The sequence below is a fragment of the Pseudomonas sp. NPDC089406 genome (assembly GCF_044900265.1).
GTDB lineage: Bacteria > Pseudomonadota > Gammaproteobacteria > Pseudomonadales > Pseudomonadaceae > Aquipseudomonas > Aquipseudomonas fakonensis.
Window position 1 is genome coordinate 88,022 of record NZ_JBJDNC010000010.1, and the last position, 22,834, is coordinate 110,855.

At 67.2% G+C, this 22,834-nt stretch carries 9 protein-coding genes; 3 read left to right on the forward strand and 6 right to left on the reverse strand.

Going from position 1 to position 22,834, the window contains the following annotated elements:
* Positions 1-152: 152 nt before the first annotated feature.
* From ACI2KK_RS09695 to ACI2KK_RS09705, 3 genes are all read right to left on the reverse strand, one after another.
* On the reverse strand, positions 153-458 hold the full coding sequence (locus ACI2KK_RS09695; protein WP_404668771.1) for a hypothetical protein: 306 nt from the start codon (positions 456-458) through the stop codon (positions 153-155).
* Positions 445-4,992: an RHS repeat-associated core domain-containing protein gene (locus ACI2KK_RS09700; RefSeq protein ID WP_404668772.1), complete on the reverse strand. Its 4,548-nt coding sequence runs from the start codon at positions 4,990-4,992 to the stop codon at positions 445-447. Before ACI2KK_RS09700 ends, ACI2KK_RS09695 begins: the two co-directional genes overlap by 14 nt.
* 158 nt (positions 4,993-5,150) lie before the next feature.
* Positions 5,151-18,095 (reverse strand): non-ribosomal peptide synthetase, encoded by a 12,945-nt coding sequence (locus tag ACI2KK_RS09705; RefSeq protein WP_404668773.1) that lies wholly within the window; start codon positions 18,093-18,095, stop codon positions 5,151-5,153.
* Between the two features lie 321 nt (positions 18,096-18,416).
* Between ACI2KK_RS09705 and ACI2KK_RS09710 the strand changes: the two genes are divergently transcribed.
* Positions 18,417-18,944, forward strand: coding sequence for an RNA polymerase factor sigma-70 (locus ACI2KK_RS09710; RefSeq protein ID WP_404668774.1), 528 nt, complete (start codon positions 18,417-18,419; stop codon positions 18,942-18,944).
* Positions 18,945-19,059: 115 nt separating this feature from the next.
* Here ACI2KK_RS09710 and ACI2KK_RS09715 read toward each other — a convergent pair whose 3' ends face one another.
* Both ACI2KK_RS09715 and ACI2KK_RS09720 read right to left on the reverse strand, forming a co-directional pair.
* Positions 19,060-20,073: a GNAT family N-acetyltransferase gene (locus tag ACI2KK_RS09715; protein ID WP_404668775.1), complete on the reverse strand. Its 1,014-nt coding sequence runs from the start codon at positions 20,071-20,073 to the stop codon at positions 19,060-19,062.
* 63 nt (positions 20,074-20,136) lie between these two features.
* Positions 20,137-20,931: a substrate-binding periplasmic protein gene (locus ACI2KK_RS09720; protein ID WP_404668776.1), complete on the reverse strand. Its 795-nt coding sequence runs from the start codon at positions 20,929-20,931 to the stop codon at positions 20,137-20,139.
* Between the two features lie 181 nt (positions 20,932-21,112).
* On the opposite strand from ACI2KK_RS09720, the gene ACI2KK_RS09725 reads away from it, so the two are divergent.
* Both ACI2KK_RS09725 and ACI2KK_RS09730 read left to right on the forward strand, forming a co-directional pair.
* Complete coding sequence (locus tag ACI2KK_RS09725) at positions 21,113-21,664, forward strand: exonuclease domain-containing protein (protein ID WP_404668777.1); 552 nt, start codon at positions 21,113-21,115, stop codon at positions 21,662-21,664.
* A 73-nt stretch (positions 21,665-21,737) separates the two neighbouring features.
* Entirely contained in the window at positions 21,738-22,022 is a 285-nt protein-coding gene (locus tag ACI2KK_RS09730) for a pyrimidine/purine nucleoside phosphorylase (protein WP_217839525.1), read from the forward strand.
* Between the two features lie 113 nt (positions 22,023-22,135).
* On the opposite strand, the gene ACI2KK_RS09735 is transcribed toward ACI2KK_RS09730, so the two are convergent.
* Positions 22,136-22,828: an alpha/beta family hydrolase gene (locus tag ACI2KK_RS09735; RefSeq protein WP_404668778.1), complete on the reverse strand. Its 693-nt coding sequence runs from the start codon at positions 22,826-22,828 to the stop codon at positions 22,136-22,138.
* Positions 22,829-22,834 lie beyond the last annotated feature (6 nt).

A 22,834-nucleotide genomic window follows, 5' to 3' on the forward strand; every position in this document is an offset into this window, starting at 1 on the left:
AATGTCGGTCAGGCACAAGACAGCCTCGGCGACACGAAAGCGAGTGACAGATCACAGCCCGACGCACTGGCGAAGTAGCGCTCCAGAAAATCGGAAATCACCATTAACCCGGCAGCACTCAAATTCAAAATCGCTAATCAGTACACCATGAGTCAGATTGGACAATTGGCCTTGAATGCCTTGAACCTTGAAAGGTCGGCACCCTTAGCTTGTAAAAATTCGATGGCGTCAGCAAATGCATCAAACAGGCTCTCCTCCGTCGTATCATAATCTTCAATAGCATCCATGCGCGCCTCCGGCACCGTGAAAACGTAGGCCAAATAGCCATCCGGCTTCAATCGGATAGCAAACTGCCGGTAGCAGGAAACGCCCTCAAGTTCGATGAACTCATCATAACCTCGCGCTTTACCCTGCTCGATTGCAACGCTAACCTGCTTTAACACATTATCCTGAGACATCGATTCTTACCATCGTGCCGTCAGCACGTTTGATGTTGATATGAGGCAATGATCCATGCCCATTGCCTTTGGGGTCGTCATGCCCATAAACCCGCCCAGTGCTGGCATCGATAGGGTAGTCCTTGCGATACCTGACTTTGCCATCCTTCTTTTTGAACTGGTTCATCTTGTGCTGCTTCCTGATGCCCTGAGCATCCTGAGAGCCGATTCCCCGAACTTTCTGTGCCCCTGGGAATGCGTGAAGCACCAATTCGTCAGCCTGCGCCTTGGTCTTGACCGTAACTACGGTTCCATTGGGGCCCTCTCTGAGGGTCTTGATCTTTTTGGGGCAAGGTGTCAACCCAAGAGGGTCAATCCAATCTTGAGCGTTCGGCGAATAAGTATAGAGGTTGACCCCACCTTCAATACCTACCGGATCACACTGCGTAAACCGCCCCACCTCCGGATCATAAAACCGGAACGTGTTGTAGTGCAGCCCTGTCTCCCGGTCCAGATACTGCCCCTGGTACCGCAGGTTCTGCTGCCGGTTCTGCCCAGGCTCATGCCACTCATCGCGGCTGCAACCCCACGCCTGGTAGTCGCTGTGCCAAACACTCAGCCCCTGCTCATCGGTCAGTTGCTCGGGCAGCCCGGCGAGGTTGGTATGGAAGTAATGCAGGCTCTCGTGCCCCGCAAACCCATCGACCCGCGCCAGGGGCTCGTAGCTGTCGGCATCGGCATACACATACAAACTCGGCTTGCCGTCCTGCACCTCCTGCAGCAAACGCAGCCCTTGCCAAAAGAACTCGGTATGGCTCAGCGGCTGGGCATGCCCTTCCCGATACAGACGCTTGTGCGTCCGCCGCCCGAGCGGGTCGTAGCTGAATTCGACCCGCTCGCTGACCTGCCCGCGCTGCTGGCGAACCCGCACCAGGCGGTGCTCGGCGTCATAGTCGAAGTGCTGAATCAGCCGGCTGCCGCTACGTTTCTCGCTCAATCGGCCGAAGCGGTCGTAGCGGTAGCGATTGTCCTGATACACCTTGACCCGGTTGTGCCTGACCGCACCACCCAGCCCATGGCCATCCAGCAGGTTGCCCGCCCGGTCGTAGCCATAGTGCTCGACGCGTTGCGCGCCCGGCAGTTGCCGGGTCAGGCCGTGAATGCGCTCGGTCGGGCCGAGGTCATAGCGAACCCTGGCCTGCAGGCTGCCATTGCCTCGCGCAGCGGCCTGCAGCCGGCCGATGATTTCCTCCACCTCAACGCTGCCACCCTGCCCTGGGCGCTGGGTCTGGGTGAGCACTTCGCCCACCAGGTTGTCGGCGGCGTCGTACTGGTAGTCCTTCTGCAGCAACGGCAAGCTCGCCAGGCTGGCGTCGTGGTACTGCAAGGCCTTCTGCACCAGGCGCCCGCTGCTGTCGTAACGGGTTCGGGTGTGCAGGCGACCCTGGGTGCGCAGCACTTCGGCATGCAGTTCGTCGCGCTCGAAATCGCAGAGCACCCGGCCGTCGAGGTTGATCTGGTGCAGGTGGCCGCTGCCATAGTGCAGGTAGTTGATGCGGCGCTGGTCGGGCAGGGTCAGGGTTTGCAGGTTGCCCAGCTCGTCATGGTCATAGCCGAGCTCACCCACCCCACAGGTTTCACTGACCCTCTGCCCCAGCAGGTCGTAACCGAAGGCCAGGCGCTGCTGCTCGCCCTGCAGGTCGGTGAAGCTGACCGCCAACAGGTTGTCCGCGTTGTCGTAGTCGTACGCCGTGACGCCATCGGCAGTGCGCTTGCGCAGCACCCGGCCAGCCCGGTCATGCTCGAACCAGCGGCTTTGCATGGCAGCCTCAGGCTCCGCCGGGCTGCCGGTGAACGGCGCCTCGGCCTCGATGGCCGGGTACAGGTCGAGGCGCGTCAGGTTGCCGCTGGCGTCGTAGTGGTAGCGCTGGCCACCGCCATCGAGGTTGCGCTGGGCATTGAGCCGATCAAGTACATCCCACTGGAAGCGGTAGTGCTCGCCGTTCTCGTTTTCCAGTTGCAGCAGGCGGTCGTACGCATCCCAGCTGAAACGCAATGTCAGGCCCATGGCATCGGTACGCTGGGCCAGGCGGCCACGGGCATCGTACTGCCAATGGGTGACGTGCTGCGCCGGGTCGCTGTGGCGCAGCAACTGCCCCACCGCATCGACCTCGTAGCGGTCCACCCGGCCATCCGGGCGCACGCTTTCCAGCAGGTGGCCGCGGGCATTGAAGCGGTAGCGGGTACGCGCCCCGTTAGCGTCGTAGAGATCGCTCAGGTGCCCACGCTCGTCATAGACATAGCGGGTGCTGTGCCCGGAGCAATCACGGTAGCTGCTTAACTGGCCACAGTCGTTCCATTGCAAGCGCCTGGCCTTGCCGTGGGGGTCGGTGATGCGCAGCAAGCGGCCACGTTCGTCGTAGGCCAGGTGCGTACTGCGCCCCAGCGGGTCGGTGTCGCAGGTCAGGTTGCCGTGGCGGTCATAGGCCATGCGCCGGGTGCGCCCGCCCAGGTCGGTTACCTGGGTAGGTAACGCCCAATGCTCGGTGTAACGAACTTGCTCGCTGCGCCCCAACGGGTCCTGGGCACTGACCAGCCGCCCAAGTGCATCGTAGCCATAACGCCATTCGCCGCCCTGCGGGTCGATGCTGGCCAGCAACTGCCCGTTGACCACCTCTTCATGCCAGCGCTGGCCGAGCGGGTCGACATACAGCAGCACCTCGTGCAGCGGCCCCCACTGGTAGTGCTCGCGGCGCCCCAGGCTGTCGAGCACATCGGTATGCCCCTGGGCCAGGTCGTAGCTGAAGTGGTATTGCTCACCGTCTTCACTCCAGTGCCGTACCACCCGCCACTCATGCGCAGGTTGCGGCTCGAGCAACGGCGGCAGGCCCGGCGCCGGTCGCGGGCAGGCCTCGAAGCGCTGCCACTGGTAATGGAACACCGCGCCGCTGGCGAGGGTCTGGCTGGCCATCAGGCCATCGTCGGTATAGCTGAAGCGCCGCAGCAGTTCGCCCTCCGGCCCGCGCACCTCGCTCAACTGCCCGGCAGGGGTATGGCTGTAGCTGGCCAGCGTCTCGTGGCGCAATACCTCGCGGCCAGCGCCAGGGCGCAGGTAGAGGCGGCGCACCTCGCTGACCCGGCGCCGCTGCGGCCCGTAGCACAGCTCTACCCCGGTGCCGCCGAATTCATCCACCAGGCCATGCAGGCGCCCTTCGCTGTCGTACAGCACTTCGAGGCGGTTGAGGTTGCGGTCCCCCAGTTGCTCCAGGCGTGAACGCCGGCCATCGTGGGGGTCGGGCCGGAACACCTGGTACAGCCCGCTGTAGATGTTCTCGACCACCGTCACACCGTGGTCCTGATGGAAGAACGCCAGCCCGTCGAGGCTGCTGACGAAAGCGCTGCCCACCTGCAGTCGGCCCAGCTCGATGCGGATGCCCTCTTCGTCCACGTACACCCAGAGCTCCCCGCCTTCGGGGTGGGCGACGCGCTCCAGGCGCACCTCATAAGGCAGGCTCCAGCCCTTGCCGAACACCCCGTCATCGCGCAGGTCGCTGCTGTCGTAGCGCCGCGCCCATTCGATGGGCAGCAGGCCCGGCAGGCTGAAATCCAGGTCATCCGGGCCATCGAGCAGCTTGGCGCCGCTGGACACCACCACCGGCTTGCCCTTGCACTTGGGGATCATCGACCTTGGCTTTGGCGCCTTACCCGGCTTCGGTCGCGCCTTGCCGCCACGGCGGGTCAGCAGCATCCCGGCAATCAAGCCGATGATCTTCGCCGCCGCGCTTTTGCCATCGTGGATATCCCGCACCGTCAGCGTGCCGCCGCCAATGCGCACGTTGGGCGAGAACTCCATGCCGATGGGGCCGTCGCAGGTGGTCTTGTCACCCACCCGGGCGGCGGGCTGGCCGTTGATGAACACCTTGTCCGAGCCCTGGGCGATGAACTGGTCGGGCTTGGGCGGGTGCTTGCTGCATTCGGCCGTGTCCCCAGGTGCATCCACCGCGCCCGGCGCCTTTGGCGTGGTCACCGGCGGGTTGAAGATGCCATGGATCTCCTGGGCCAGCCCCACCACCGGCAACACCATGCCCGCAGCCACCATGGCGTAGCTGCCGATGTTTTCGAGGATGGAAGGCTCTTCGGCCTGCGCCGGCTGCTCGTCGGGCACACCTGGCACCCCTGCGGCGCGGGCTGCAGGTTTGCCGTTGACGAAAGTATCGGGCGAGCCGCTGGTGATCTTGCCGTGGGGCTCGGGCGGGAACATCGAGTTGCCGACCCAGCTGCTGAAGTCGCTGATATGGTCGCCGATGCTCTTGTCTTCGCCTGCCGGCAGCATCGCGGCGGCGCTGACCATGGCCCCGGCGATCAGGGGTGTGAGCGCCGCGGCGGCGCCACCGGTACCCACCACCGCCACCACCGCGCCGCCAATGGCGGCACCGACGGCAGCGACGGCAGCGGCATAAACCGCGGCCTCGACCAGGCCGCTGACCAGTTCGGCGGCCAGCGGCGGGTGCAGAATGCGATCGCCCTCACGGGCGGCGTGCAGGCTGTCGTCCATGAAACCTGAAGTCCTTGCGCGGTGCGGCTGTGAAGCGGCGCAGGGTAGCACTGGTGCCAAGCCGGTTACAGGGTAGCAAGGTGCCAGCCTGTACCGGCCTCATCGCCGGCAAGCCGGCTCCTACAGGGACCGCGTGCCTTGCCGGCGATGCGGCCCGGTCAAAGTGCCTCCAGCTCCGCCATCAGGTCACTCAGGCGGTCGACCTTGTCCTCATCCAGCACGCTGGCCTGCAAGCCCTCTACATACCCGGCCAACTCCTCCACCGTGCTGCACTCGAACATCGCCCGCAGCGGCACATTCAGCGCCAGCACCTTCTGCACCCGCGAGGCGATCTGCGTGGCCAGCAGCGAATGCCCGCCCAGCTCGAAGAAGTTGTCGCGCACCCCTACCCGCTCGGCCTTGAGCACATCGGCCCAGATACCGGCCAGGGTTTCTTCAAGCTCGCTGCGTGGCGCGAGGTATGCCTGGCTGTGCTGGCCGCCGATGTCGATGGCCGGCAGCGCCTTGCGGTCAAGCTTGCCGTTGGCGTTGTGCGGCAGGTTGTCGAACCAGCCCCAGTGCAGCGGCACCATGTACTCCGGCAGCTCGGCGCGCAGGCGCTGCTTGAGCTGGTCGAGCAGCGCGGCGTCGGCGGCGACACCCTGGTGAGCCACCAGGTAGCCGACCAGGTGCTTGCCGTTGACGCCTTCCTGCACCCCCACTGCGGCATCGCGCAGCTCGGGTTGCTCGTGCAGGCGCGCCTCGATTTCACCCAGTTCGATGCGATAGCCGCGGATCTTCACCTGGTGGTCGATGCGGCCAACGTACTCCAGCACCCCGTCCGGGCGCCGCCGGGCCAGGTCGCCGGTGCGGTACAGGCGCTCGCCCGGCGCGCCGAACGGGTGCGGGATGAACGCCTGCGCGGTGCGCACAGGGTCGCCCACATAGCCACGGCCAACCCCGGTGCCGGCCACGCACAGCTCACCCACCGCACCCAGCGGCACCAGGGCCTGGTCTTCGCCGAGCAGGTACAGGCGATTGTTGTCGGTAGGCGTGCCGATCGGTAGGTAGCTGCCCTGGGTCGAGGCTTCATCGACGCGGAAGAACGCCACGTCGTCGGAGCACTCGGCCGGGCCGTAGGCATTCACCAGGCCAATGCCCGGGTAACGCTGCAGCCACTGCGCGGCCAGCTCCGGCGGCATCGCCTCACCGGTGGGCAGCATCCAGCGCAGGCCGTCCAGGGCCTGGTGGTCGCTGGCGAGCATGCCCTGGATCAGCGACGGCACGCTCTCCAGCACGCTGATGCCGGTGGCCTGCACATGGGCCAGCAAGCCCTGCGGGTCGTGGGCGATGGCGTTGGGCACGATCTCGACAGTAGCGCCGAACAGCGGCGCTGCGAGGAACTGCCACACCGAAATGTCGAAGCTCTGCGAGGCGGTCTGGGCGATCACGTCACGCTCGCTCAGGGCCAGGTACGGCACCTTGCTCAGCTGGTTGTTGAGCATGCCGCGCTGCTCGACCATCACCCCTTTCGGCAAACCGGTGGAGCCGGAGGTGTAGATCACATAGGCCAGGTTGCCCGGGCCACTGTGGATGCCAGGGTTGGCCGTGGCCACGTTGCTGGCCTGCACCTCTTCCCACACCAGCAACGTTGGCCGCACTGCGCCGGCCACTTCATCCAGCAGCTGGCGCGCCTGTTCGGCGCAGGCGGCGCTGCACACCAGCACTGGCGTGCGGCTGAGCTCGACGATGCGTTGCAGGCGCGCCGACGGCAGGCCTGGGTCCAGCGGCAGGTAGCCGGCGCCGGCCTTGAAGCTGCCGACGATCATGCCCAACAGTGCCAGGCCGCGCTCGGCCAGCAGCGCCACCGGCTGGTCGAGCGTTACCCCCGCCGCCACCAGGGCATGGCCCAGGCGGTTGGCGGCAAGGTTCAGCCCGGCATAGTCGAACGACGCCTCCAGGCAACGGGCCACGGTGCGCTCGGGGTGCGCCGCCACCTGCGCCTCGAACAGCTCTATATAGCTGCGCTCCAGCGGGTAGGCGTGCGCGCTGCGGTTGCAGTCGTCCAGCAGGAAGCGCTGTTCGTCTGCCCCCAGCAGTGGCAGTGCATCCACCTGCCCGTCAAAGCCTTCCACCAGCGCCAGCAACAGGCGCTTGAACTCGCCCAGCAGGCGCTCGACGGTGGCGAAGTCGAAGTAGCGCTGGTCGAACGACAGGTGCAGGCCCAGGTCGTCGCCCGGGTAGCACACCGCGGTCAGCGGGAAGTTGGTGTGGGTACGGCCGGAGTCGGAGCTGGCGTTCAGGTGCTGGGCGTGGTCGAGCACCGCGGTTTCCACCGGGGCGTTCTCGAACACGAACAGGCTGTCGAACAGTGGCTGGCCCTTGGGCAGCTCGCTGCACTCCTGAATGGCCACCAGCGGCAGGTACTCGTACTCGCGCAACTGCATGTTGCGCTCCAGCAAACCCTGCAGCCACTGGCGCACGCTGCGGCTTTCGCCCGGCTGCGGCAGTTGCACGCGCAGGGCGATGCTGTTGATGAACAGGCCGACGGTGCGCTGCATCTGCGGCAGGCTCACCGGGCGCCCGGCCACGGTCACGCCGAACACCACGTCACGCTCGCCGCTGTAGCGCGCCAGGGTCAGGGCCCAAGCCGCTTGGGCAAAGGTGTTGACGGTCAGCTGGTGGGCCTGGGCCAGTTCGCGCAGGCGCGCCCCCTGGCTGACCTCAAGGCGGGTGTAGCAGTCGCCCACCAGCATGCCGTCACCGGCGTGGTCATGGCGCAGCGGCCGGTCGCTTGGCACCGCCGTGGCCCGCTCGAAACCGGCCAGGTTGGCCTGCCACCACTGGCGCGCTTCGTTCAGGTCCTGGCGTTGCAGCCAGCCGATGTAGTCGCGGTAGCGCGGCGGCACCGGCAACTGGGCCTGACGGCCTTCGCCCAGCGCCTGGTAGATCTCGAAGAAGTCGTTCATCAGCAGCGAGCGGCACCAGGCATCGATGAGGATGTGGTGGTTGCTCATCATGAACCAGTAGCGCTCATCGGCCACGCGCACCAGGCGCAGGTGGAACGGCGCCTCGCGCAGCAGCTCGAAGCCGGCCTCGCGCTCTTGCTTGTGCAGCGCTTGCAGGCGCGCTTCCTGCGCTGCGTCGTCCTGGCCGCGCCAGTCCTGGTAGTCCACTGCCAGTTGGCCCGGCTTGTGGATGATCTGCAGCATCGCTTCGCCGGCGTTCCAGCTGAACGATGCGCGCAGCGCCTCGTGGCGCGCCACCACGGCCTGCCAGGCCTGGGCGAAGCGCTCGGGGTCCAGGGCGCTGTTGATGCGGTAGCGGTCCTGCATGTAGTAAAGGCCGGTGCCCGGTTCCAGCAGGGTGTGCAGCAGCAGGCCCTCTTGCATCGGCGTCAGCGGGTAGACGTCCTCGATCTGCGCGGCCGCTACCGGCAATGCGTCGATCTGCTCCTGGGTCAGTTGCGCCAGCGGGAAGTCCGATGGCGTGAAGCTGCCGTTGCCGTCGGCCAGGCAGTGCTCGACCAGCGCCAGCAGCTCCTGGCGATAGGCATCGGCCAGGCCTGCGATGGTGCCTTGTTCATAGCGTTCGCCACTGAAGCTGAAACGCAGTTGCAGGGCACCGCCGTACACCTGGCCATCGATGCTCAGCCAGTTGGGCAGCGGCGCGTCAAGGTCGTGGGCAAGGCCGGCCGGGGCGTCCAGCGGCTGGAACAGCGCCGCGTCGTCGAACTGCTGGTCGAACTGGCCCAGGTAGTTGAAGGTGATGCGCGCCTGGGGCAACGCCGCCATACGCTCGCGGGCCGCTTCATCGGCCAGGTAGCGCAGCACGCCGTAACCCTGGCCCTTGTGCGGCACCTGGCGCAGTTGCTCCTTGATGCGCTTGATCGACGCGGCGCGGGCCGCCTCGCTGTCGCCCGGCTCGGGGCTCAGGCTCAGCGGGTAGGCATTGGTGAACCAGCCGACGCTGCGGGTCAGGTCCATGTCCTCGAACAGGCCGTCGCGGCCGTGGCCTTCCAGCTGCACCAGCACCTGCGGGTCATCGCTCCACTGGCACAGGGTGCGGGCCAGGGCAGTCAGCAGCAGGTCGTTGACCTGGGTGTGGTAGGCCGCCGGGGCCTGTTGCAGCAGCTGGCGGGTTTGCTCCACGCTCAGCTCGATGGCGTGGCTGCGGGCATGGCAGTGCAGGTTGCCGCCCTGCGGGTGATCGCAGGGCAGCTCGTGGCGCACGCTGCCCAGTTGGTTTTCCCACCAGCCCAGCTCGTCGCGCAGCGAATCGCTGCCGGCGTAGCTGGCCAGGCGCGCGGCCCAGTCGCCCATGGCGTGGGTCTTGGCGGCCAGGGGGGCGCCGCGGTACAGCGCCTGCAGGTCTTCCAGCAACACCCGCCACGACACCCCGTCCACCACCAGGTGATGGATCGCCAGCAGCAGGCGTTGCGCGCCCTGCCCGTCGCTCACCAGCAAGGCGCGCAGCAGCGGGCCTTGTTCCAGGTCGAGGCTGCGCTGTACGTCGGTGTACAGCGCCTGGCAGTCGTCGAAGCTGGCCACGGTGGCGGACCACAGCAGCGGCTGCACGGCCGGCTGGGCGTACTCGCCGTGCCAGCGGCCCTGCACCTGGGCAAAGCGCAGGCCCAGGCTGTCGTGGTGCTGCACCAGCGCCCCCAGGGCCTGCTCCAGCAGCTCGGCCTGCAACGGCTGGCGCACCTGCAGCAGCACGGCCTGGTTCCAGTGCTGCGGCTGCACCACTTCGCTGTCGAAGAACCAATGCTGGATCGGCGTCAGGCCGGTACGGCCCTGGCGCGGGCCCTGCTCGATATCGCCCGGCGCCTCGCTGTGGGTGACCACGGCGGCGAGGGTCTGGATGGTCTGGTGCTGGAACAGGTCGCGCGGGGTGAACTGCAGCCCCAGCTGGCGGGCGCGGCTGACCACCTGGATGGACAGGATCGAGTCGCCGCCCAGCTCGAAGAAGTTGTCCTGCACGCCGATGCGCGGCAGGTTCAGCACCTCGCGCCAAACCTGCGCCAGTTGCTCTTCCAGCTCGTTGGCCGGGGCCTGGTAATGCTGGCGGGCCTGCTCCAGGTCCGGCGCCGGCAGCGCGCGGCGGTCGAGCTTGCCGTTGCCCATCAGCGGCAGGCTGGCCAGCAGCACCAGGTGCGCAGGCACCATGTAGTCCGGCAGGTGCTGGCGGGCGTCGGCCTTGACCGCTTCGCGCAGCGCGGCCTGGGCCTCGCTGCCGGCAGCGGCCTGCTTGCACACCAGGTAACCCACCAGTTGCTTGCCACCCGGCAGGTCGAGGGCCAGGACCACCGCCTCGTCGACATCGGCGTGCTCCTGCAGGCGGCTTTCGATTTCACCCAGCTCGATGCGGAAGCCGCGGATCTTCACCTGCTGGTCGGCGCGGCCGACGTATTCCACCTGGCCATCGGCAAGCAGGCGCACCAGGTCGCCGGTGCGGTACAGGCGGCCACCGGCCTGGCTGAACGGGTCGGCGACGAAACGCTCGGCGCTCAGGCCCGGGCGGTCGTGGTAACCCTGGGCCAGGCCGGCGCCGCCGATGTACAACTCACCAATGCCGCCTTGCGGCAACAGCGCCAGGTCCTCGTCGAGGATGTAGCCGGTACGCGCCCCGATCAACCGCCCGATCGGCACGCTGCCGGCATCGATCGGCAGTTGGTCCGGGGCCAGGCAGGCCAGCGGCATGACCACGGTTTCGGTGGGGCCGTAGGCGTTGAAGAACTGCTGCGGGGCGAAGGCCTGGCGGATGCGCTGCAGGTGCTCGCCGGTCAGCGCCTCGCCGCCGGTGATCACCAGGCGTACCGGCAACTGCTCGCCCTGTCCGGCCAGGTACTGGGCCAGCTGGCTGCCATAGCTCGGGGTGAAGCCAAGGATGCTCACCTGCTGCTCGCGCACCAGCTGGCAGATCTCTTCGGCGCCCCACTGGCCCTGGGCACGCAGCACCACGCGGGCGCCGCACAGCAGCGGCGTCAGCAGGCGTTCGCTGGCGGCGTCGAAGTTGATCGAATAGAAGTGCAGCTCGCAGTCGTCGCTGCGCATGCCGAACTCGGCGATCACCGCCTGGCAGTGCATGGCGATTTCGCCATGGCTGACCACCACGCCCTTGGGCTTGCCGGTGGAACCGGAGGTGTAGATCAGGTAGGCCTGGTGGCCGGGCAGGTTGAGGTTGTCCAGCGGCGCGGCGCTGTAGGCCGACAGCTGCGCGGCGTCATCTTCCTGGCACCAGCTGGCCACGCCCTCGGGCAACTCGCCCAGTGCATCGAGCAAGCCGCGTTGGCCAATCAGCAGGCCCAGGCGGCTGTCCTCGATCATGTAGTGCAGGCGGTCGAGGGGGTATTCCGGGTCCAGCGGCACGTAGGCGCCGCCGGCCTTGAGAATGGCCAAAAGGCCCACCACCATTTCCAGCGAGCGCTCCAGCGCCAGGCCCACCCGCACCTGCGGGCCGACACCGCGCTCGCGCAGGGCGCGGGCCAGGCGGTTGGCCTGCTGGTCCAGCTCGGCGTAGCTCAGGTGCTGGCCGGCGAAGGTCAGTGCCAGCGCCTCGGGGCTGCGCTCGGCCTGGGCGGCGAACAGCCCGTGCAAGGTCTGGTTGAGTTCGAAGTCCTGCTGGCCCTGCAACTGGCCGATCAGCTCCTGTTGCTCGGCTTCAAGCAGCATCGGCAGTTCGCACAGGCGCTGCTGCGGGTTGTCCAGCAGGGCCACCAGCAACTGCTGCCAATGCTCGGCCATGCGCGCGATGCGCGGCTGGTCAAACAGGTCGCGGCTGTAGGTGAAGCAGCAACCCAGGCGGCCGTCGAGGTCGGTGACTTCCAGGTACAGGTCGAACTTGGTGGCGCTGGCGTCGTTGACCAGGTAGTCCACCTGCATGCCGGCAAGCTCGCGGCTTTGCTGGAAGGCCCAGCGCTGCACGTTGCACATCACCTGGAACAGCGGGTTGTAGGCACTGGAACGCGGCGGCTGCAAGGCCTCGACCAACTGGTCGAACGGCAGGTCCTGGTGCGACTGGGCATCGACGATGGTTTCGCGCATCTGCTCCAGCAGCGCCGAGGCGCTCATCTGCCCGTCCAGCTCGCAACGCAGCACCTGGGTGTTGAGGAAGGCGCCGATCAGCCCTTCGCTTTCCGGGCGGACACGCCCGGCCACCGGCGCGCCGATGCGCAGGTCGCGCTGGCCGCTGTAGCGGTGCAGCAGCGCGGCCAGGGTGGCGGTCATGGTCATGAACAGGGTCAGGCCGCGCTGGCTGTTGAAGGCGTGCACGCGCTGCACCAGGGCCGGGTCGAGGTCGAAGCGGTACAGCTCGCCGCGGTGGCTCTGCACCGCCGGGCGCGGGCGGTCGGCCGGCAAGGCCAGCACCGGGTGCTCGTCGCCCAGGCGGGCTTTCCAGTAATCCAGCTGGCGGGCGCCCTCGCCGCCTTCGAGCCACTGGCGCTGCCAGACGCTGTAGTCGAGGTACTGCACCGGCAGCGGCGCCAGCGGTGATTCGCGCTCGTCGACGAAGGCTTCGTACAGCTCGCCCAGCTCGCGGGCGAAGATGTCCATGGCCCAGCCTTCGGTGACGATGTGGTGCAGGGTCAGCACGAAGTAGTGCTCACGCTCGTCGGCCTTGACCAGGCAGGCGCGCAGCAGCGGCCCGCGCTCCAGGTCGAACGGCTGGTGCGCCTGCTGGTCGGCCAGTTGTTGCAGTTGTTGCTGGCGTACTTCGGCGGGTAGCGCGCTGAAGTCGTGCCAGTGCAGTTGCAGGTTGGCGTCGTCGGCCACGCACTGGTACGGCTTGCCGTCGATGCTGGGGAAGGTGGTGCGCAGGGTTTCGTGGCGCACCAGCAGTGCCTGCAAGGCACGCTCGAAGGCGTCCACGTGCAGTGCGCCCTTGAACCTCGCCATGCCGCCGACGTTATAGGCGGGGCTGTCCGGCTCCATCTGCCAGAGGAACCACATGCGCTGCTGCGAGTACGAAAGCGCCACGGCCTGGCGGCGGTCGACCCGGGCGATTGCGCCCTGCTGGTTGCGTGCGCCACTGCTTTGCAGGCGCTGCACCTCGGCGCAGAACGCCCCCAGCTCGCTGGCTTCGAACAGCGCTTTGAGCGGCAGCTCGACGTCCAGTGCCTGGCGGGTGCGCGAAACGATCTGGGTGGCCAGCAGCGAGTGCCCGCCGAGGGCGAAGAAGTCATCGAACAGGCCGACCTGCGGCAGGTTCAGCACCTCGCGCCAGATGGCCGCCACCTGCTGCTGCAGCGGGCTTTGCGGCTCGACATGCTCACGTTGTTGCCACACCGGCGCCGGCAGCGCCTTGCGCTCAACCTTGCCGCTCGGGCCCAGGGGCATCTGCGCCAGGTGAATCAGTTGCGCCGGCACCATGTAGGCCGGCAGCCGCTCGGACAGTGCGGCCAACAGCGCGGCGCTCTGCTCGACGCCACTGTAGTAGCCCACCAGCTGCGCACCGACGGCGTCCTTGTGCACCAGCACCAGGGCCTGCTCGACACCCGGTTGGGCCAGCAGCACCGCTTGCACTTCGTCAGGCTCGACACGGAAACCGCGCACCTTCACCTGCTGGTCGAGGCGGCCCAGGTAGTCCAGCGACTCGCTGCGCACATGCCAGCGGGCGCGGTCGCCACTGCGGTACAGCCGCGCGCCGTCGCCATCAGGCTGCGGCACGAAGCGTTCGGCGGTCAGCCCCGGGCGGCCCAGGTAGCCACGGGCCAGGCCCGCGCCCCCCAGGCACAGCTCGCCAGGCACGCCCGGCGCGGTCGCTTCGAATTCATCATCCAGTACCCGGCACAGCACGTTGCCCAGCGGGCGGCCGATGGGCGAGCGGGCGCCATCCACCGCCTGGCAGTGCCAGTGGGTGACGTTGATGGCGGTTTCGGTCGGGCCATAGCGGTTGTGCAGTTGCACCTGCGGCAACAGTTGCAGCACGCGGTCACGCAGCGCGGCGCTCAGCGCCTCGCCGCCACTGAACAGCCGGCGCAGGCTGGTGCAGCCAGCCGCCAGCGGCTCCTGCACGAACACCTGCAGCAATGGCGGCACGAAGTGCAGCGTGGTCACCTGGTATTGCTGCACCAGTTGGGCGATACGCTGCGGGTCGCGGTGCTCGCCGGGGCCGGCCAATACCAGCTGGCAGCCAGTCACCAGCGGCCAGAAGCACTCCCACACCGACACGTCGAAGCTGATCGGCGCCTTTTGCATCAGCACGTCGCTGTCACCCAGCGCGTAGTGGTGCTGCATCCATTGCAGGCGCTCGGCCAGGGCGGCATGGGTGTTGCCCACGCCCTTGGGCTGGCCGGTGGAGCCGGAGGTGTAGATCACGTAGGCAAGGTTGTCGCCGTGCAGGTGCAGGCCCGGGGCCTGGCTTGGCCAGCTGTCCAGGTGCAACTGGTCGAGGGCGATGGCGCTGACGCCCTCAACTTGCGGCAGTTGCTGCAGCAGCGTGCTGTCGCTGAGCAGCAGGCCGGCCTGGCAGTCGGCGAGCATGTAGGCCAGGCGCTCGGCCGGGTAGTCCACGTCCAGCGGCACGTAGGCGCCGCCGGCCTTGAGGATGGCCAGCAGGCCCACCAGCAGTTGCGGCGAACGCTCCAGGGCGATAGCCACGCAGGTGTCGGGGCCAACGCCCTTGTCACGCAGGTAGTGGGCCAGGCGGTTGGCCTGCTGGTGCAGGGTGGCGTAGTCGAGCTGGCCGCCGTCCCACAGCAGCGCGGTGCGCTCGGGGGTCAGGCGCGCCTGTTCATTGAGCTGTTCCACCAGCAGTTGCCGGGGCGCCGGCTGTGGCGCCTGGCCCCACTGCAGCAGTTGGGCATGGCCGGCGGCGTCGAGCAGTTGCACCTCGCCCAGGGCCAGTTGCGGTTGCGCGCACACCTGCTCGAGCAGCGCCAGCAGGTGGCCGGCCAGGCGCTTGACGGTGCCGGCCTCGAACAGCCCGGCGGCGTAGTCGAAGGCCAGGGTCAGGCGGCCCTGGTGGTCCTGCTCGCTGTGCAGTTGCAAATCGAACTTGGCTTCGCGGCTGTGCCACGGCAGTTCTTCGGCCAGCAGGCCCGGCAGGCGGCGCAAGGCCGACAGGTCGCGCTGCTGGTGGTTGAACATCACCTGGAACAGGCCCTGTTCGCGGGCCTGGGGCAGCGCTTCGATGAGTTGTTCGAACGGCAGGTCCTGGTGGGCCTGGGCTTCGAGGGTGGCCTGGCGCACCTGGGTCAGCAGTTGCGCGAACGACAGGCGGCCGTCGAGCTCGGCGCGCAGCACCTGGGTGTTGATGAAGAAACCGACCATGCCCTGGGTTTCCAGGCGCGGGCGGTTGGCATTGGGTACGCCAACGCGGATATCGCCCTGGCCGCTGTAGCGGTGCAGCAACGCCTGCCAGCCGGCCAGCAACACCATGAACAGGCTGGCTTGCTGGTCGCGGGCCAGCGCTTCGAGGGCGCTGGCCAGTTTGGCCGGTACCTTCACGCTGTGGCGCGCGGCCAGGTTGTGCTGCTGGCTGCCACGGGGCTGGTCGGTGCACAGGTCGAGCACCGGCAGCTCGTCACCCAGCTTGTCTTTCCAGTAATCGAGCTGGCGGGCGCTCTCGCCCTCGGCCAGCCACTGGCGCTGCCAGTTGCCGTAGTCGGCGTAGCCCAGCGGCAAGGCCGGCAGTTCGGCCTGGCCTGCGCCTGCGTACAGGCGGGCGAACTCGTCCAGCAGGATGTTCAGCGACCAGCCGTCGGCGACGATGTGGTGCAGGGTCACCCACAGCTGGTGCTCTTCGTCGTCCAGCCGTGCCAGGGTGACCCGCAGCAGCGGGCCCTGGCGCAGGTCGAACGGCTGCTGGGCTTCGTCTTCGCGGCGGGCGGCGACTTCGGCGGGTTCCAGGCCTTCGAGGTCGTAGTGCTGCAGGCTGAACGGCAGGCTCGGCAGGATACGCTGCACGGCTTGGCCATCGACCTCGTCGAACACGGTGCGCAGCGATTCGTGGCGCGCCACCAGCGCCGTGAAGCTGGCTTGCAGCGCCGCTTCGTCCAACTCGCCACGCAGGTGCAGGCCGGCAGGAATGTTGTAGGCAGCGGACTGCGGCTCCAACTGCCACAGCAGCCACAGGCGGTTTTGCGCCAGCGACTGGGGCAGCGCCTGGTCGCGGGCCTGGGTGGCGATGGCGGCGTTGGCGTTGCCGCCCTCGGCGAGGATGGCGGCCACGGCGGCGCTGTACTCGGCCAGGGTCGGCGCCTCGAACAGGGTGCGCAGGCTCAGCTGGATACCCAGCTCGTCGGCCAGGCGTGCAGTCACCTGGGTGGCGGCGATGGAGTTGCCGCCCAGCAGCAGGAAGTGGTCATCAGCCGCCACGGCCTCGACCTTGAGCAGCTCACGCCAAATGCCGGCGATGCGCACCTGCAAGCCATCACCAGTGGTTTGAGGCGCCTGGGCCTGATCCGCGCTCGGGAACCTTGCATAGCAGTCCAGGCTGCCATCGTGCATGCGCAGGCGGCAGGCCGAGCGCTGCAGCTTGCCGCTGGAGGTCTTGGGCAGCGCACCGGGGTTGAGCAGCAGCACCACTGCCGGGGCCTGGCGGCAGGCGTCGGCGATTACCCGGCGCAGGGTGTTGATCAGTGATTCGGGGCTGTGGGCTTTTTGCACGTTGCGGCTGATCTCCACCGCCACGCCGATGCCCTCCTCGCCCTGGTCGTCGACGGCGAACACCGCCACCCGGCCTTTGCGCAACAGGTCCACTTCGCGCTCGAGGGTTTTTTCCAGGTCCTGCGGGTAGAGGTTCTGACCGCGCACGATGAGCATGTCTTTCAGGCGCCCGGTGACGAACACCTCGCCCTCGCGCATGAAACCCAGGTCGCCGGTGCGCAGCCAGGTCTGGCCGTCCATCTGCACGAAGGTGCGGGCGCTGGCCTCGGGGTTGCGCCAGTAGCCGTGGGCGATGCTCGGGCCACCGGCCCAGATCTCGCCCACCTGGTTGTCGCCCAGCACGGCAAGTTGCTGCGGCTCGACAATGCGCACCGGGTGGCCGGGCTGCGGGTAACCGCAGCTCATCAGCACGCTGCCCTGGCCTGGCTCGACACGGTTGCCGGCGAACGCCTCGGCGTCCACCTCAAGCGCGGGGATGCCCTGGCCACGGCGGCTGCCGCTGACGAACAAGGTGGCTTCGGCCAGGCCGTAGCTGGCGAAGAAGCTGCCGGCATCGAAGCCGCAGCCGGCGAACTTGGCGGCGAAGGTGTCGAGGCTGTCCTGGCGGATCGGCTCGGAGCCCGAATAGGCCACGCGCCAGCGGCTCAGGTCGAGCTCGGCCATGGCCGCCTCGCTGACCCGCTCGCTGCACAGCCGGTAGGCGAAGTCGGGGCCGCCGCTGATGGTGCCGCCATACTCGCTGATGGCCTGCAACCAGCGCTGCGGGCGAGCGAGGAAGTAACCCGGCGACATCAGCACGCAGGGCACGCCGCTGAAGATCGGTTGCAGCAGGCCGCCGATCAGGCCCATGTCGTGGTACAGCGGCAGCCAGCTGACGATCACATCGTCCGGGTTGAGGTCGATGCCAAAGCCGTGGCGAATCAGTTGCTCGTTGGCCACCAGGTTGCCGTGGCTGACCTGCACACCCTTGGGCAGTGCGGTGGAGCCAGAGGTGTACTGCAAGAAGGCGATATCGTCAGCCGCCAGTGCCGGCGCCTGCCATTGCCCGGCCAGCGCCGGGTCGAGGCCGTCGACCGCCAGCAACGCCGGGGCATCTTCGCCTTCGAGGGCTTCAAGGCCCTGCAAGGTGCCGAGCAGTGCGTCGACGGTGAGCAACAGGCGCGGTCGGGCATCGTCGATGATCGACAGCAGGCGCTCCTGGTGGTGCTGGCGGGCCGACTCCGGCGGGTAGGCCGGCACCGCGATCACCCCGGCGTACAGGCAGCCGAAGAACGCCGCAACGTAGTCCGGGCCGCTGGGAAACAGCAGCACGGCGCGCTCACCGAAGCCGGCACGGGCCTGCAGCGCGGCGGCGATGGTGCGCGCGCGCTGGTCGAGGTCCCGGTAGCTGAGCACTGCCTGCTCGCCGGGCGCATCGGCCAGAAAGCGCAAGGCAATGCGCTCCGGGGTGCTGGCGGCGCGTTGCGCCAGGGCCTGGACCAGCGAGTGCGGGAGTTCGAAGGCGTCCGTCATGGAATGTTCCTGCCAGTGTCTGGGGTGAGTCGTGCCAGGGCTGTACCGCGCCGTTCAGGCGGGCAGCGCTCGGCAACCGGATGTACACAAGGGAACGGATGGACCGGGGAAGAAATTAGCCCTGCCGGGCCTGCACTGCTGGGTATGTAACCTGCGCGATTGAAAGCGTCATGGATCGTGGTTTAGAACCAATACAAATGAAGAATCATTAACTTCTGCATTTGACAATCATTATCATCTTGAATAATTTGTCGCTCGTCGCAGGTAGCCTCCCCCTGCCGGGATGGCCTCCCTCCCTCTCTGAGACCAGGTGAAAATTCCATGGCGGAACCAATGTCCACAAGTAAGTGCGATTCACCCCTGCTCCAGGCTTTCGTCGACAACCGCAGCATCCTGGTGAAGATCGCCGCGCGCATCACCGGCTGCCGCTCGCGCGCCGAGGATGTGGTGCAGGATGCGTTCTTCCGGCTCAGCGCCGCGCCGCAGATCACCTCGTCGTTCAAGGCCCAGCTCAGCTACCTGTTCCAGATCGTGCGCAACCTGGCCATTGACCACTACCGCAAGCAGGCCATGGAGCTGAAGTACTCCGGCAGCGAGGAGGAAGGGCTGAACGTGGTCATCCAGAACGCCTCGCCGGAAGCCACGCACATCAACCTGGCGGCCCTCGAGGACATTGCCGAGGCGCTGAACGAGCTGCCCCAGCGCACCCGCTACGCCTTCGAGATGTACCGCCTGCATGGCGTGCCGCAGAAAGACATCGCCAAGGAGCTGGGGGTGTCGCCGACACTGGTCAACTTCATGATTCGCGATGCGCTGATCCACTGCCGCAAGAGCAGCCGCCAGAACTGAAGACGCCCCCCCCTGTAGGAGCCGGCTTGCCGGCGATCACCGGCATGGCCGGTGCCATGCGGGTGACCTGCCAGGGCCCCATCGCCGGCAAGCCGGCTCCTACAGGGGAATGGATTCACGCCAGCTTGCAGTGGTCGAAGAACCGCTCCCGCCCCAGGATCATCAACGCCGCGCGCTTGTGCGGGAAATCGAATTCCTTCTCGCAGTGGAAGCACTGGTCGTGCATGTAGCCGATCATCTTGCCGTTGTCGGCGCGCGGCTCGGCCACCACCCGCTGGGTGCGCGGGTCGTCGAGGAACAGGTAGTGCACCAGCGCCGACAACCAGCTGGCCACCTTGTGCGGGCCACGGTGCGCCTCCTCGCCCACCAGCATGTGGATGCCGCGGTCGTAGTCGTCGGCCGGGTAGAACGGTGCGATGCGATCCTCCTTGGCCCAGTACGCCTCGAAGTAGGCGAACGGCTGGTCGTCGAAGCAGCCGATCAGGGTCAGGGTGTGCGGGTCGGCGTCGAGCTTGTCGAGGTACTCGCGGTGCTGCGCCAGCGTTCCGCCCTCCTGCCAGAACTGCAGCACCCGCGGGTTGTTCTGCCAGCGGTTGAAACGCTCAAGATCCTGATCGACCTCAAGGGTGCGCAACGACACCCAGGCCCCCAGCCGCGCGTCGAAGCGCCGGTACACCTCGCCCCGGGGCTTGGGCGCACGCCGGGGGTGGCGCTTGCCGTTGCTCAGCTGCATCTGCTGCGGGTAAACGCCAGCAGGCGATTGGCCCAGCCAGGGTTGCGGCAACTGCCAGAACAGGGTGCGCTCGCACAGGTACTGCCCAGGCTGCGCGCCGGGCAGCAGCAGGCCGCTGGCCACCGCCTGGGGGACGGCTTGCGGCAGTTGCCAGGCCAGGCGCTGGCAGGCCGGGTCGCGGGACAGCAGCCAGTAACAGGCGGCCCACAGGGCCTGCTCGGGGCGCTCGGGGCAGAGCTGTTCCAGGTGCACGGCAAGGGGTTCGCCCGCCACCAGGCGGACGCTGATCAGGGGCCGGCCCTCGAGGGTCAGGCTCAGGCGGCAATCGCCCTCCTCGGCCTGCAAGGTGCGCCAGCGGGGCGCGGCGAGGGGCTGCGAAGCGGCATCGAACGGCATGGTCTTGGCTCACGAAGATGAAAGAAAGGCTCACCTTGCAGAACGCGGCCAGGCCCTGCGGATTTAGTCCTGAGGGGCTTCTACGGTGATTTGATAAGGCTGAAAGATGCGCAGCAGTTCGCCGTTTTCACGCAGCTGGCGCATCAGCCCGGCGAACGCCTCGGGGCTGATCGGCGCACCGGGGCGCAGCAGCGCGTAGTGGTGGTAGACCTGATCGACGCGCTGCGAGGCCATCAGCGCCTGGCCACTGCCGGGGTTGCGGCGCAAGAAATCGCTGAGATACGAGCGGGTGACCAGGGCCATGTCGGCGCGCCCGCGCTCGACCATCGACAGGTTGCTGTCGTGGGAATAGGTGAGGGTCGCGCGGTAGCGCTGCTTGAGGTAGGCCGGGTCGGCGTTGAAGCCGGCAAATGCGTAGTGGTAGCCGTTGAACAGGGCCAGGCGCTTGCCTTCGAGGCTGTCGAAATAGTGCTGGCCACGCGCGGCCTGGGCGACGAACACCTCGGCGTCTTCCAGCCCCATGTCGACGCTCTGGTGCGGGATGTCCTGCCAGCCCCACAGCGGGTTCTCGAAGATCGCAAGGTCGGTGCGGCCCTGCTGGAAGTCGCCGAAACGCCGGGGGATGGAGGTGGGCACCAGCACGAAGTGGTACTGCCCCTGCAAGTGATTGAGCGCCTCGGCCAGTTGCGGCAGCAGGCCGGTGTCGGCGCCCTGCTCGGGGCGCACGGTGTAGGGCGGGAAGTGCGCGGCCCCGACCTTCACCTCGACCACCTCGCCAGCCTGGATAAGGCCCGCTACCAGCGATGCGGCCAACAGCAGCAGGAAGGAGGGCAAGTTGAGGCGTGGCAGTGGGATCAAGACGGGGCACTCATCGAGGGTATTGGCCTGGATGCGCTTAAGCTAGGCGTTTTCCGGGGCAGGCACAACCGCTGGATATGCCAAAGTGCCAGGGGATGCCGCGAGCGACGAGTTTGGCTACGCTCTACAGGCCTGCGTGGTCGAGCACCCGCAAACCACCTGCATTGAAAGGGAGCCTGGCATGGGCCACTGGTTGGTGATCGACCTGGAAGCCACCACCGATGACGGCGGCTGGCCGGTCACGGAGATGGAAATCATTGAAATCGGCGCAAGCCTGGTCACCCGAGAGGGGCGCGAGGTAGACCACTTCCAGCGCTTTGTGCGGCCGCGCCGGCGCCCGCAACTGACGCCATTCTGCCGCGAACTCACGCATATCACCCAGGCCAGCGTCGACAGCGCCGAACCCTTCGCCGAGGTGTGGGCGCAGTTCGAGCGCTGGCTGACTCATCACCAGGGGCAGTTGCAGGCCTGGGTCAGCTGGGGCGACTACGACCGCAAGCAACTGCTGCAGGAGTGGCAGCAGCACCAGGTGCTCAGCCTGCTGGCGCAGTTGCCGCACATCAACCTCAAGCAGCGCTTCGCCAAGGCCCGCCACCTGCAGCGCCCGGCCGGGCTGAACAGCGCCCTGCAACTGGCTGGGCTTCAGTTTACCGGCCAGCAGCACCGGGCCCTGGAAGACGCGCGCAACACCGCCCGGCTGCTGCCCCTGAGCCTGCCGGCGGGCAGCGCCTGAAACAGATGACGCAAGGGTTGGCCTTGGGCATACTGGCCAGCCCTTTTTTTCAGCCTTTTTTCAGGAGTCGCCCATGTTCAAGGTCAACGAGTACTTCGATGGCACCGTCAAGTCGATCGCCTTCGAAGGCCATGAAGGTCCGGCTACTGTCGGCGTGATGGCCCCTGGCGAATACGAGTTCGGCACTGCCAAGCGCGAGATCATGCACGTGGTGTCCGGCGCACTGACCGTCAAGCTGCCGGGCAGCGACAACTGGGAAACCTTCAATGCCGGCGACAAGTTCAACGTGGCGGCCGACAGCAAGTTCCAGTTGAAGGTGGCCGTGGATACCGCCTACCTGTGCGAGTACCGCGACTAAGCGTCAGCCTGTACCGGCCTCTTCGCGGGTAAACCCGCTCCCACAGGGATATCAGTGGTCTGAAGACCAGCTATTGACCTGTGGGAGCGGGTTCACCCGCGAAGAAGCACACATCATTTCAGCAAGAACCCCGCCACCTTTTCTGCCGCCGCCTGCAGATGCTGCTCATGGCTGAACCCCGACGCCTTCAGCGGCTTCAGGTCATGGTCCCCCGCCACCAGCCAGCTCACCTCGATCGCCGGCGATAATTCATACCCCTGCACCGCCTCCCGATTGCCCAAGGCATCGCGCTCGCCCTGCACGATCAGCGTCGGCGTGCGCAAACCGGCCAGGTGCTCGACCCGCGGTTTTTCCGGTTTGCCCACGGCATAGAACGGATAGCCCAGGCACACCAGCGCAGCAGCGCCCAGCTCATCAGCCAGAAGGCTGGCCATGCGCCCGCCCATGGACTTGCCGCCCACCGCCAACCGGCCTGCGACCAATGGCCGCACCTGGGCATACACCTCGCGCCAGCATTGCAGCAGCACCTTCTGTGGATTGGGCGGCCGGCGGCCACCGTCGAGCCGGCGCTGGGCCATGTACGGGAACTCGAAGCGCACCACCCCTACGCCAAGCGCGGCCAGCCTTTGCGCCATTTCGTCCATGAACCCGCTGTCCATCGGCGCGCCGGCGCCGTGGGCCAGGATCAACCACGGGCAAACGCCGTGATCGCCGCCGACCTTGGGTGGATCGCAGCGCAAGCCTGGGACATTTGCGATCTGCGCCCATTGATCCCCGTCAATACCGGCACTTTGCCCATTAATCATGCTTCT

Bases quoted from the DNA above. Each gene is read 5' to 3' on its own strand.
- ACI2KK_RS09695 (WP_404668771.1), bottom strand. From the start codon at position 458: ATGTCTCAGGATAATGTGTTAAAGCAGGTTAGCGTTGCAATCGAGCAG.
- ACI2KK_RS09700 (WP_404668772.1), bottom strand. From the start codon at position 4,992: ATGGACGACAGCCTGCACGCCGCCCGTGAGGGCGATCGCATTCTGCAC.
- ACI2KK_RS09705 (WP_404668773.1), bottom strand. From the start codon at position 18,095: ATGACGGACGCCTTCGAACTCCCGCACTCGCTGGTCCAGGCCCTGGCG.
- ACI2KK_RS09710 (WP_404668774.1), top strand. From the start codon at position 18,417: ATGGCGGAACCAATGTCCACAAGTAAGTGCGATTCACCCCTGCTCCAG.
- ACI2KK_RS09715 (WP_404668775.1), bottom strand. From the start codon at position 20,073: ATGCCGTTCGATGCCGCTTCGCAGCCCCTCGCCGCGCCCCGCTGGCGC.
- ACI2KK_RS09725 (WP_404668777.1), top strand. From the start codon at position 21,113: ATGGGCCACTGGTTGGTGATCGACCTGGAAGCCACCACCGATGACGGC.
- ACI2KK_RS09730 (WP_217839525.1), top strand. From the start codon at position 21,738: ATGTTCAAGGTCAACGAGTACTTCGATGGCACCGTCAAGTCGATCGCC.
- ACI2KK_RS09735 (WP_404668778.1), bottom strand. From the start codon at position 22,828: ATGATTAATGGGCAAAGTGCCGGTATTGACGGGGATCAATGGGCGCAG.